This is a genomic window from Candidatus Insignibacter tubulum (assembly GCF_056790205.1).
The window spans coordinates 332687-345233 of record NZ_CP199715.1; the positions used below are offsets into that span (position 1 = coordinate 332687).

Sequence of the window (12547 nt, forward strand, 5' to 3'; positions counted from 1 at the left end):
TTTAGTAAACAATCAGAGGGAAAGTTCTATGATAGAATGGATCAAACAATGTACTAGCTGTTTTATGGTGCTTTTTAGCATCATTGATATTGTAGGGAATGCTCCGGTTATTATGAGTTTTAAAACCAGAGGAATTATTATTGAATCTAAAAAGATTGTTATAGCTTGCTTATGTATTTTTCTTTCGTTCCTTTTTCTAGGTCAATCTATATTATCTATTATAGGAATAAATGTAAATTCTTTTTCTATAGCTGGTTCTATAGTACTTTTTATTATTGCCTTAGAAATGATTCTAGGAATAGAATTGCATAAGGTTTCTGAAAGTACACAAGTTTCAATTGTTCCTATTGCCTTCCCTCTAATTGCTGGACCAGGCTCCTTAACTACTTTGCTTTCTCTTAGAGCTGTATATGGATTAGATATTATTATAACATCTTTGATCATAAATATGATAGTAGCTTATATCGTAATCGAGAAATCTGATTTTATAGCGCAAAAAATGGGTAAAGATGGGTTAAATGTTCTTAAAAAAGTTTTTGGAATCATACTTTTGGCTTTTGCAGTAAAAATGTTTACTGATAATGCTTACAAACTCATCCCTAAAAGTTTATGAAATTGTTTTTATATACCTTATTAGCTGCCTTTATATTATTAATTGGATTATATATATATTGGCTATTTAATGAAAGAGATATTAAAAATTCTCCCTATTATCTAAGATCTTGGTTGGGGTTATCAATGTCTATATGTGGATTACTATTAACTTTCATTTACTTATTACTTAATAAATTAAAGTACAGAAAAGATAATATGAAAATAAAATAATTAATCCTGCCTATATCTCCTGATTAAGAATATTAATTATTAAGTTTTTTCTTGATTTATACAATTAAGATTTTTTTTAATCAAAGGCTCTATTTCAGAATAGAAAGGCAATTTGTTTTTTATCCATATAAAAAAAATCGAGTAAGCCGTTTTAGTATTATTTAAAAGACTCTTATTAAGCCTATAAGCATTTCTTATAAGTCTTTTAATTCGATTCCGTTCTACAGCTTTTCTAATGATTTTTTTAGGTACTGATATACCTATTTGCGTGTGTTTATTATCGATATTTTTCTTTAAAAATATAATTTTTAAACCTTCTGCATACAATATATCACCTTTTTTTAGTACTTCTATTAATTCTTGTTTACTCTTTAAACGTTCATGCTTTTTTAAGCAATTATCTATGGTAGTCATTCCTTAAGGTTAAGCCTTTAGTAAAAAGGTTAAAGATAATTATTTTGAATAATTATCTATCCAAGATTTATTAGAAGGGAATTCTAATTAAGTTTTTTTTTGTATTTATTATAACTAATAATAAAAAATAGTTGTATATATATATTTTTTGGAGTATATAAAAAATATAACTTTATATACTTATAACTTTGATGGACATTATTCCCTTATTTAGTAATGCAATAATTTATATAAATCAATTATTATGTTTTTTTTGGTCGTTCGGTAGAATTTATAGAGATATAGAAATTTGCTTAAAACATCTTAATATTAAGATCGTATTTTTTAGTGAAATATCACTTCTATGAATCAGATTTTTTATATGAATATTTCTAATAAATGAGTTTAGATTCTATAGATGATGTGGATTAGATATTTTTTTTGTCTATTGTAAAGGTAATGTTAGTTTAATATATATTTATAATTAACTACCTTAATTTTCTATATTTAGCTTTGTAATTAGATTTTATATTATAATTTAGACCGATTTTTCAGATGAAAGTTTATAAATTCGGAGGTATATCTATAAAGGATGCATCTAGCATTAAAAATATATCAGTTCTCTTAAAAACTCTTGAATGTAAAAACACTTTAATGATAGTATCAGCAATGGGGAAAACTACTAATATGCTTGAGAGCATAGTACAGGGATATTTTTCTAAACATGATACAGGGGAAAGTATTTTGCAAATAGCTCGTGATCATATAAAGGTTGCTTCAACTTTATTTATAAATACTCATCCAATATTTCAGGAGATTGAAGATTTTTTATCTGGGATAAAAATTTTTCTACAAAAAAATAAATCGCCTGTTTATAATTTTGTATATGATCAGATAGTAAGTGTAGGTGAGCTAATTTCTACAAAAATTGTTAGCAGCTATCTTGACCTTATAGGTATAGAGAATAAGTGGCTAGATGTTAGAGAGTATATAAAAACAGATGTTAATTATAGACACGCTAATGTAAACTGGGAGGAAACAGCTAAAAGGATAGCAACTCTACAAAGAAATGTTTTTTACCTTACGCAAGGTTTTATAGGGTCAGATCTTAATGGTTTTACTACTACTTTAGGGAGAGAAGGTTCAGATTATACAGCAGCTATTTTTGCATGGTGTCTTGATGCTGATAGTCAAACTATATGGAAAGATGTGCCAGGTATATTAAATGCCGATCCACGTTATTTTTCAGATACAGAAATTTTACATCAACTTTCTTATGAAGAGGCTATAGAATTAGCTTATTATGGTGCTTCAGTAATCCATCCTAAAACACTCCAGCCTCTTCAAAATAAGAGTATTCCTTTATATGTTCGTTCTTTCTTGAATAATAAACAAAAAGGGACTCTCGTTAAAAAAGGGCCTATATTACTTCCGATGATTCCCTGTTATATTCTTAAAAAGAATCAAATACTTTTATCTTTTTCAAGTATAAATTTTACTCTTATCGATGAGCGTAATATTAGCGATATTTTTAAAAGCCTTGCTGAACTAGTTATTAAGGTTAATTTAATGCAAAGTTCTGCTACAAATTTTTCAATTTGTATAGAGGATGGCTTTAACCATCTTGAGGAACTTTTTATAAGATATAAAAATCAATATAAGATATGCCTCAATAAAGGCGTTTCTCTATATACATTAAGGCATTATACGGAAGAATCCATTGCCAAAATCTCATCGAAAAAAAATATTTTATTGCAGCAATTGACTACAAATACTGCACAATGGGTAGTACAAGAGTAATGGCACTAGTTACAAAGGAAGAGTTTAAAAGGATTATTGGATTAAAAGAATTCGGCAAACTAGGGGATTTTTTGAGTACCGGCCTTATGTCTATATTATATATTAATCGTGTCAATGAAATGTATGATAGTTGTAAGCATCTTGAAGGACAAGCTTTTTTGCAAACTTTACTCGATAAATTTCATCTTATATATCAGGTATATTCAGATGATCTTAAAAGAATTCCTAAAAAAGGGCCTTTTATCACTATTTCTAATCATCCTCTAGGAGCTCTTGATGGTATTTTATTGATAATGATCCTCTCTAAGGAACGTCCCGATTTCAAGTTAATGGCTAATTTTTTGCTTAAAAAAATTATCTCTTTACAACCTTATATGATCTCTGTGAATCCTTTTCAGGATCACAAAGAGATTGCTTCGAGCATAGGTGGAATTAAAAATGCACTTTCTCATCTAAAAAAAGGACACCCTTTAGGAATATTCCCAGCTGGGGAAGTTTCGCAAATCCATAAAGGAAGTAAAGAAGTTACTGATAGAGAGTGGCAAATCCAAATTATAAAAATGGTTATTAATGCTCAAGTCCCTATTATTCCTGTATATTTTCATGGCCGTAATAGTCTCTGGTTTTATCATCTTTCTTCTTTAAACAATAAATTAAGAACAGCAATGCTTCCTTCTGAAGCTTTTAGGCAAAAGGGGAAAATTTTGCGAATGCGAATTGGTAAGCCTATATTCCCTAAACAGTTAGCAGAGATAAAAGGGATTAAAGAGGTTTCTTATTTTCTAAGAAAGAAAACCTATGTATTAGCTAATATTTACCATAAAAAACCATCTATTTCAATATATAAAAAACATTTTTATAAAAAAAATAAACAAATTAAGAAAATAATTTCAGGTGTTCCATTAGAACTTATAAAAGAGGACCTTTTGCGAATTTATAAAGAAGATTTAATTTTTACCAGTGCAAAATATGAAATTTTTTGTACGCGTCTTGCTAAGATTCCAAATATTTTCAATGAAATTGCTCGTTTAAGAGAGATTACTTACCGTGAAGTAGGGGAGGGAACAAATGAGGAATTAGATCGTGATCGTTTTGACGACTATTATAGTCATCTATTTCTATGGGATAAAGAAGCTGAAAAAATTGTCGGGGCTTATCGGTTAGGGTTTGGTAATGAAATTTTTAAGGAGCATGGAATTAAAGGTTTTTATTTATCATCTCTCTTTAATTTTAATCCTAAATTGTATCCTTTTTTAAAAAAAAGTATAGAGATGGGACGTTCTTTCTTAATTAAAGAATATCAACAAAAGCACTTGCCATTATTTTTACTTTGGCGAGGTATATTACATATAACTCTACGTTTTACAGAGTATGAATATTTAATTGGAGGGGTTAGCATTAGTCATCAGTTTTCTCATTTTTCTATTTCTATTATGATTGAATTTATGAAATCTCATTTTTATGATCCTTTTATAGCTCAATATGTACGTCCAAAAAACGCTTATAAAGTTCATATTAAAAAAGATGACAAGAAGTTTATTTTAGATGAATCTAAAGCAGATCTTAATAAACTTGATAAACTTATAGATGAGATTGAGCCCGGACATCTTCGTCTTCCTGTATTACTTAAAAAGTATATTAAACAAAATGCTCGTGTAGTGGCTTTTAATGTAGACCCTAAATTTAATGATGTTACTGATGGTTTAATGTATATACGTATCTCAGATATTCCTAAACAGACTATTGATCCTTATATCTAGGATATGTTTTAATTTTTTTCTTAAAAAGAAAATACTACTATCAATAACTATTTAGTAATAAATGAGACTATTTATATTATTGCTATAATCATAAATATTATATTAAGTGATATTATTTTTATAATGGCTTTATTCCTATAATAAATAATTGAAAAAATTATCTCATATTGAATTTACTCTTTACATTAAGTATTTTACTTATAGCTCTGCATATAGGGCTTTTATGCTTATTATTCTCACAAATTATAAGTTTTCAAAAACTTATACTTGTTCTTACTTTAAAGAAAGTAAAAAGAGCATAATTATGTGTAATAAAAACATTTCCTTAAAATGGTAAGGATAATAAATAGACTCTTAAATAAGAGAGTCTCTAATCAATGAAGAGTTAGTTGAAACTAGTTAGATCAGAATAAAACGTTTGTCATTAAGAAATTAATAGAAGTTTCTATTTTATATGTGCGGGTGAAGGGACTCGAACCCCTACACCTTTCGGAACCAGATCCTAAGTCTGGCGTGTCTACCAGTTCCACCACACCCGCTTTAATTGTTTAACAAATATAAAAAATGTTTCCTCTATAGCTTGTTATTAGCAAAGTTAGTTTTTATAAGAAAATAAAATCTTATAGTCTCTATCAACGATCTGGTATTCTAAATACTTAAATGAATCTCTTGAAATAACTTTAATCCATTTTTTATATTTTAAAAACCATTTTTGTTGTTTCGAAGGCCAACCTTGCTTAAGATAAGCAGCTATGAACGGATGTGTATATAGTATAATATTTTTACGATTCCCCTTTATAAGGGTTTCTAAAATAGATTCTATGCGATAGATATGTGCTGTTGGAGCTTCTACTACTTCGTTAATTTTATTAGGATTCTCTTCACACGTTTCTATATTTAGTTCTGGACGTACTCTCTGCCTGGTTAGTTGTATCAATCCAAATTTGCTTGGAGGTAAAATTTTGTATTTAGCACGTTCATTTTTCATCTCTTCATTAAGATGTTCATATAATTTTTTTCTATTTTCTGCCTCAGACATATCGATAAAATCTATTACTATAATACCACCCATATCTCTTAAACGCAATTGCCTAGCAATTTCACTCGCTGCTAAAATATTAACTTCTAAAGCTGCATCTTCTTGCCTATTTTTAATATGAGCGCCCATTCCACTATTTACATCAATTACATGTAGAGCTTCAGTATGTTCTATTACTAAATAAGCCCCTTTAGCTAGAGGTACATTTTTCCCAAGAGAAACTTTCATTTGTCGTTCAATACCGAATTTCTCGAAAATAGGGATTTCTTTATTTCTATAATATTTTACAATATTAGTTTTATGAGGAGCTATAGTAAATAGGTATGAGGTCATTTCATCACAAAGATCTTCATCATCACATATTATAGAGGTATAATCATCATTAAAAAGATCTCTAAGAATTGACGAAGCTTTATCCATTTCACGCATTACCCTCATCGGAGGGTTTTTTTTTTTAATATTTTTAAGTGTATTTCCCCATTTATTGATTAAATAAAGTAAATCAGCCTGAAGTACTTCAGTTTTTTTTTTGTTTGCTACAGTTCGGATAATTAACCCAAATCCTTTAGGTTTTATTCTCTGCATAAGAGAAATTAGTCGTGCTCTTTCATTATTATCTTTTATTTTTTGTGAGATAGAAATCTTATCAGCAAAAGGTACTAGGATAAGATATCTACTTGCCAATGAAATTTCAGCGGTAAGTCTAGGGCCTTTATTTGATATAGATTCTTTAGTAATCTGCGCCAGTATTTTTTGTCCATTATGCAATACCTCGCCTATATAGCCATTTTTACTAATTTCCTCTTCGGAACTATAGTTCTGGCTATCAAATGAAAATTGTAAATTTTTATTAATTGATAAGAATTTTAAAAATGATTTAAGTTGTGGTCCAAGATCATTATAATGAAGAAAAGCATCTTTTGAAGATCCAATATTTACGAATGCAGCATTAAGACCTTGTGCTATTTTTTTTATCTTTCCAAGATAAATATTTCCTACCAAAAAATTCTGATCGTTATTTTGACGATGTATTTCTAGTAATTTTCCGTTTTCAAGAATGGTAACAATTACCTCTTTATCATTTGTTTGTACAATTAATTCTTTACTCATTGTTTTTTTTAGCCTATAGATTAAGGAAAAAACCAGTATCCAAATTTAGGAGACTGGTTTTTATTAAAAACGATGGGTTTATTTTTTTTTGTGCCTGTTTTGCCTACTTCTCTTTTTTCTTTTATGTGTGGCAATTTTGCGTTTTTTTCTTTTCTTTCCGTTAGGCATAGGAATTAAATCTATTATAGTAATTATTTCTTAACGGGGACGTTATTTTTTACGAATTCTTTTATCTCCTTAGCAGGTTTGAAAACAGGGGCACTATAACTTGGAATAGTTATAGATGTTCCTTTTAAAATATTACGAGCGGTTTTTTCGGCTCGGGTTTTAATAGTAAATGAACCGAATCCCCGATAGTAAAAATTTTCTCCTGAATTAAGACAATTCTTTATCTCTTCAATAAAAGTTTCTATGACAACTTTTACTTCATATTTCCCAAGGCCAACTTTTTCTGAAACTACATCAACTATATCTGCTTTTGTCATAATCTTGTTCAATTAATAAAAATTAACTTGAATAGTCAATTATCTTGTTTCCCTTTATATAGGGAAAACATTGAAATTGAGCTGTCAAATATACCAAATTTTTCTAAAATTGTTTTAGGAATGTGTGTATTTGACTTTTCTTTAGTTGATATAAATAGCGTGAATACAATCTACCCCCCTTAAGGGGGGGGTGGTACTTATATCTATCATATTTCAATAATATATAATGTATTATAAGAAGATAGCAAGTATTAAGATATTAATACTTATAATTCATTTAAGCTAAAAAGAATTAGCTCTATGTTTTTTTATAGCTTTTGTCTATTTAAAATAGACATATATCATTTTTTATAAGCGAGTGAAATAAACTTTTATTATTCTATTCTTAATAAGAAATCTCTGAAATAAATTTTATAAAACTTTTTTTTATTTTTTTTTTTTTTGAAAAAATTATAACATATGAACTTTAATCCACTAGTATTTAAAAATATATTCTAAAAAATTGAATATAACCCCTATATTAAGTAAATATATCTAAAAGTGTTTATACAAAACTAAAAAACTCGCTCTATCGTAATAGATATTTTATTTAGAAAAAAGAATGTATTTAAATTATTTCTAATAAATATATATCTGATAAAGCTATACATGGAAAATTATATTAAATAGAGTAACGTTGATTAGAGAAATAGCTAATCATATTAAAATACATTATATTAATGTAAATCACAGCCTATAGTAAGCTTTAGTCCGATGACAGAAGAGGTTTTTCATAATGTTAACAAACGTAATAATTTTTATACATTGTGAATGGCATAATATTTTTCTTAACGTTATCAGAGAGATATAGAAAAAGGAAATATTCGCAACAAAAAATTGAATAATAAAGGTCATATATGTTACTTTGTAACTCCTTATATAACTTAAAGGAAATTCTGGAAATGCTCCTATACTTTATGAAAAAAAGTATTGGACGTTTAATTAAAAATATTTTTTTTTGGAAACAATAATTCCTACGGAAAGTCTTATGATGGTCTATTTAGACTACTTACAAGTGTCTGTTCATCTACTAATTCTCATCTTTCTCTTGTTTTGCTCAGCTGTTATATCAGGTTCTGAAGTAGCTTATTTCTCTTTGGATCAAAAAGCACTTAAAAAAACACAAAAGGCTAATCTTATAAAAATTTCTTCAATTCTAAGAATTCTCAATCATCCTAAAAAACTATTAGCGACAATTCTTATTTCATTAAATTTTATAAATATTGCTATTGTATTACTTTCCTCTTCACTTTTGTCAAAATTCGAAAGTTTCCCTAGTTTTGAGATTTTTGGAATCAGTATATCTCTAAGTTTTATTGCAGAAATTTTCGGGATTAGCTTTTTTCTTCTCCTTTTTGGGGAGATTATTCCTAAGATTTATGCTGGTAAGCATAATGTACAATTTGCAGAATGGGCTTCTAGTCCTTTACAGTTTCTTAATCGTTTATTAAGCCCCTTTTCAACACTGATGATATATACTTTTACTTTTATTGAACGATATTTAAGAACACCCGTAAATCCTCTTTCTATAGATCAATTATCTCAAGCTCTAGAAATAAGTTCACAAGGTCAAAAAAACAGGGAAGATCAGGAATTTCTTAAGGATATTGTAAATTTTGGGAGCATTGAAGCGCGTCAAATTATGACTCCACGTATAGATATGTTTGCACTGAATTATGACACACCTTTTATCGAAATAATCCAACAAGTAATTACTGAGGGTTATTCTCGAATTCCTGTATATCGGGACCGTATAGATGATATAGAAGGCATTTTATTCGCTAAAGATTTACTCCTTTTTATTGATAACCCTAACTATAAATGGACAGATTTATTACATGTACCTTTTTTTGTCCCTGAAAATAAAAAAATAGATGATTTACTAACTGATTTTAAGTCCAGACGGGTGCACTTAGCTATTGTTGTAGACGAATACGGAGGAACTTGTGGATTAATTACTCTTGAAGATGTTGTTGAGGAAATAGTGGGAGAAATAACTGATGAATATGATGATAATCAGACTTATTATTTTAAACTAGATGTTAATACGTTTATTTTCGAGGGGAAAACTCCTTTAATAGATTTTTATCGAATTATGAAAATTAAAGAAGAGGATAGTTTTGAGAGCATGAAAGGAGAAGCAGATACTTTAGGTGGTTTTGTAATGGAAATTCAAAGATCATTCCCTCAAAAAAATCAAAAAATTCGTTTCATGGATTATATTTTTATCATAGAATCCCTAGATAGTAAGCGCCTAAAACGACTTAAAGTTATTCGAGAGGTAAAAAAATTAAAGAGCATTTAGTTAAAATGCTATGAGAAAACAATTTTATAGGTAATTTTTTTCTTTTACTACAATATGAAAAAATACTTTTTTAAAATTTTACCATATTTCTTTTCTTTATGTACCCTATAAAAACCTTTTATATTCTATATAATTATAGAAGAGATAATGTTTTTTTTTGATAAAAATTCTGTTTTTTAATAAAGCTTAATTAAAAGAGTTATAGTTTATATAATTTATATTATCATAATGTGATAAATGTTTATACATCTTTATATTTTTCTTCAATAAGATTATAGAACAATTTTATTTGTTTAGTAGCTATATCTTTTAATATAAGCACAGTAATATTTTTAATTATTCTACTGAAGAATAGATGTATTATACTTTGTTTTTTTATATTATTATCTTAAGTATAAAAATTTTATATCGAAAATGTAGAATGGGTAATATATTTATTTATAAAGGTTTTTGTAAATAGGAACTTTTATACTTTTTTTGTTAGTAAAGTCTATAAATAATAGTTAATAGTGAAAATATAAAATACTTTTATAAGATCTAACAAAGAAAATAGATCCTTGTAAGTTTATTCTCTTCTAGAGAAGAGTCGAATTTATTTTTTCTACTCTTAAGGGGTCTGAACAAGTCATTAAAAGCATAGATATATCTTTTCTTAAAACAGGATGAACCCATTTTGGGAAATTATCATATAAAGGTTTAAGAACAAATCGTCGAAGATGAAGCAAAGGATGTGGAATAATCAGATTAGGGCTTTGAAAAATTAGTTGATTGTAGAAAAGTATATCAATATCAATATTTCGATTGCAGTAATTTCCATTAAAACTTTTATGTTTCCTTCCGCAACTGTACTCAATCTCTAATATATTCTTTAATAACATTTCTGGTGAAAGGGAAGTAGTCAATACTACTAACTGATTCCAAAAAACAGGACAATTTTGCATTTTCCAAGGTTCACTTTCATAAAAATCAGATAAAATATTAATATTACCAAGTTTAATAGATATATAATTTATTGAAAGATTCAAATAAGAAAATCTGCTCTTTTGATTGCTTCCTTGAAGTAAAAAAACTTTAGCCATGAAAATTTTAAATGCTACTCTTAGTACTTTATTAAGCCTTTTTTTTCATTTCTAGCATTTTTCTTGCGCTAATTAATACAAAACTACTATAGGATAAACTTCAAAGTTAAGAAAAAAAAAATATTATGCTTCAATTTTAGAAGTATTAATATTTAAATTAAATAAAGGGGGTAGGTATAAAGTTGTTATTTACTTTCGATAAATAAATACTCTTACAAGAGTAGTATAAAAAATATCCCCCTCAGGGGATTAACTCTAAAGTATAAACAAATTCTCTAAGCTCTAAGAGAAAGGATGTCTTCCAAAGAAAATAAAAAAAAATCCTAGCAAAAAGTTATAGCTAGAAAATATGCCTAAAGATAAAGACTCAATAGATATTATGCTCAATCAAACCATATAATTCGCCGTAAAAAAATCAATTTAGTTTAAATATTTATAGTCTTTTATAAAAAATATTCTTATTTTTTTTATAGATTTTCGCTATGTTATTTATAGATAACATATAGATACGACTATCTTTATGGTTTGGATATAATTGAGGAATTAAATATTACAATATTTATATGAATCATTTTTTATTCTAATATTATATATAGTTGTATTAAAAAAAACTTTAACTTCATGCAAATAAATTTATATGGGATTATTAGATTTTATAAGTGACCTTTTTACAAAAAGTATTGCTATTGATCTTGGTACAGCAAACACGCTTATTATTCATGAAGATAAAATTGCTTTAGACTCACCTTCTATTATTGCTATAGATACTAAGACAAAAAAAGTGTTGGCAGTAGGAGAAAAAGCTAAACAAATGCAAGGGAAAACACATCCTGATATTAAAACAATACGTCCTTTAAAAGATGGTGTTATAGCAGATTTTGAGGCTTCAGAATTCATGATTAGAGAATTCATAAAAAAAATATCAGGTGTTAAAGGAAATTTTTTTACTCCTGCACTCAAAATAGTAATTTGCATTCCTTCAGGTATTACTGAGGTAGAAAAAAGAGCAGTAAAGGATTCTGCACATCATATAAATGCTAAAGAAGTATATCTTATATATGAGCCTATGGCTGCAGCTATAGGATGTGGAATAGATATAACTAAACCTCAGGGAAGCATGATAATTGACATCGGAGGAGGGACTTCAGAAATTGCTGTTATTGCCTTAGGAGGTATAGTATGTTTTAAATCGATTAAAATAGCCGGAGATGTATTTACAAACGATATATCTTATTATATGCGTACTAAGCATAACCTACATGTAGGTGAGCGTATGGCTGAAAATATTAAGATTGAGATAGGTTCTGTAGTAGAAGATCTTGAGTGCGCTCCCGAGGATGTATCTATACAGGGACGTGACTTAGTTACTGGACGTCCTAAGCAGATTAACGTTTGTTATAAAGAAATTGCCCAGGCTTTAGATAAATCTATAATTCGAATTGAAGATGCCCTTATGGAAACACTTTCACAAACTCCCCCAGAGCTATCTGCCGATATTTATAATACAGGCATATACATGGCTGGTGGTGGAGCTATGTTACGAGGATTGGATCAACGACTTTCAAAGAAAACAGGACTTCCTGTTTATCTAGCTGAAGATCCGCTTCGAGCGGTAGTGCGAGGAACAGGCGTAGCACTAAAAAATATTCAAAAATTTCATTTTCTAATGAAATAAATATCAATTTTTTTTCGTCCTCCCTTTTCTCTATTAT

General features: G+C 28.0%; 9 protein-coding genes and 1 tRNA gene. 5 read left to right on the top strand and 5 right to left on the bottom strand.

Translation table 11 applies throughout. From position 1 onward, the window contains the following. Positions 1-64: 64 nt before the first annotated feature. Complete coding sequence (locus ACUBP5_RS01315; protein ID WP_482168506.1) at positions 65-613, top strand: MarC family protein; 549 nt, start codon at positions 65-67, stop codon at positions 611-613. A 251-nt stretch (positions 614-864) separates the two neighbouring features. Here the strand turns inward: ACUBP5_RS01315 and rnpA are convergent, their stop codons facing one another. Further along, a complete protein-coding gene (rnpA, locus tag ACUBP5_RS01320; protein ID WP_482168507.1) occupies positions 865-1239 on the bottom strand; it encodes a ribonuclease P protein component in 375 nt (124 codons plus the stop codon). 534 nt (positions 1240-1773) lie between these two features. Here rnpA and ACUBP5_RS01325 point away from each other — a divergent pair. After that, entirely contained in the window at positions 1774-3018 is a 1245-nt protein-coding gene (locus ACUBP5_RS01325; RefSeq protein WP_482168508.1) for an aspartate kinase, read from the top strand. Further along, positions 3000-4778, top strand: a complete 1779-nt coding sequence (locus ACUBP5_RS01330; RefSeq protein WP_482168509.1) for a lysophospholipid acyltransferase family protein — start codon at positions 3000-3002, stop codon at positions 4776-4778. Before ACUBP5_RS01325 ends, ACUBP5_RS01330 begins: the two co-directional genes overlap by 19 nt. Before the next feature lie 457 nt (positions 4779-5235). Here ACUBP5_RS01330 and ACUBP5_RS01335 read toward each other — a convergent pair. From ACUBP5_RS01335 to ACUBP5_RS01345, 3 genes are all read right to left on the bottom strand, one after another. Then, positions 5236-5317: transfer RNA gene (locus ACUBP5_RS01335), tRNA-Leu, on the bottom strand. A 56-nt stretch (positions 5318-5373) separates the two neighbouring features. After that, entirely contained in the window at positions 5374-6927 is a 1554-nt protein-coding gene (locus ACUBP5_RS01340) for an Rne/Rng family ribonuclease (RefSeq protein WP_482168510.1), read from the bottom strand. 191 nt (positions 6928-7118) lie between these two features. Further along, positions 7119-7412: an HU family DNA-binding protein gene (locus ACUBP5_RS01345; RefSeq protein ID WP_482168511.1), complete on the bottom strand. Its 294-nt coding sequence runs from the start codon at positions 7410-7412 to the stop codon at positions 7119-7121. A 997-nt stretch (positions 7413-8409) separates the two neighbouring features. On the opposite strand from ACUBP5_RS01345, the gene gldE reads away from it, so the two are divergent. After that, a complete protein-coding gene (gene gldE, locus ACUBP5_RS01350) occupies positions 8410-9756 on the top strand; it encodes a gliding motility-associated protein GldE (protein ID WP_482168512.1) in 1347 nt (448 codons plus the stop codon). A gap of 575 nt (positions 9757-10331) precedes the next feature. On the opposite strand, the gene folK is transcribed toward gldE, so the two are convergent. Continuing rightward, positions 10332-10835, bottom strand: a complete 504-nt coding sequence (gene folK / locus ACUBP5_RS01355; protein WP_482168513.1) for a 2-amino-4-hydroxy-6-hydroxymethyldihydropteridine diphosphokinase — start codon at positions 10833-10835, stop codon at positions 10332-10334. 637 nt (positions 10836-11472) lie between these two features. Here folK and ACUBP5_RS01360 point away from each other — a divergent pair. Beyond that, the gene (locus ACUBP5_RS01360) at positions 11473-12510 is read left to right on the top strand and encodes a rod shape-determining protein (RefSeq protein WP_482168514.1); all 1038 of its coding nucleotides are present in this window, start codon (positions 11473-11475) and stop codon (positions 12508-12510) included. The last annotated feature ends 37 nt before the right edge of the window (positions 12511-12547 follow it).

Excerpts from the sequence above, each read along its gene's own strand:
- folK (WP_482168513.1), bottom strand. The coding sequence starts at position 10,835 with ATGGCTAAAGTTTTTTTACTTCAAGGAAGCAATCAAAAGAGCAGATTT.
- ACUBP5_RS01360 (WP_482168514.1), top strand. The coding sequence starts at position 11,473 with ATGGGATTATTAGATTTTATAAGTGACCTTTTTACAAAAAGTATTGCT.
- ACUBP5_RS01325 (WP_482168508.1), top strand. The coding sequence starts at position 1,774 with ATGAAAGTTTATAAATTCGGAGGTATATCTATAAAGGATGCATCTAGC.
- ACUBP5_RS01345 (WP_482168511.1), bottom strand. The coding sequence starts at position 7,412 with ATGACAAAAGCAGATATAGTTGATGTAGTTTCAGAAAAAGTTGGCCTT.
- ACUBP5_RS01330 (WP_482168509.1), top strand. The coding sequence starts at position 3,000 with ATGGGTAGTACAAGAGTAATGGCACTAGTTACAAAGGAAGAGTTTAAA.
- rnpA (WP_482168507.1), bottom strand. The coding sequence starts at position 1,239 with ATGACTACCATAGATAATTGCTTAAAAAAGCATGAACGTTTAAAGAGT.
- ACUBP5_RS01315 (WP_482168506.1), top strand. The coding sequence starts at position 65 with ATGGTGCTTTTTAGCATCATTGATATTGTAGGGAATGCTCCGGTTATT.
- ACUBP5_RS01340 (WP_482168510.1), bottom strand. The coding sequence starts at position 6,927 with ATGAGTAAAGAATTAATTGTACAAACAAATGATAAAGAGGTAATTGTT.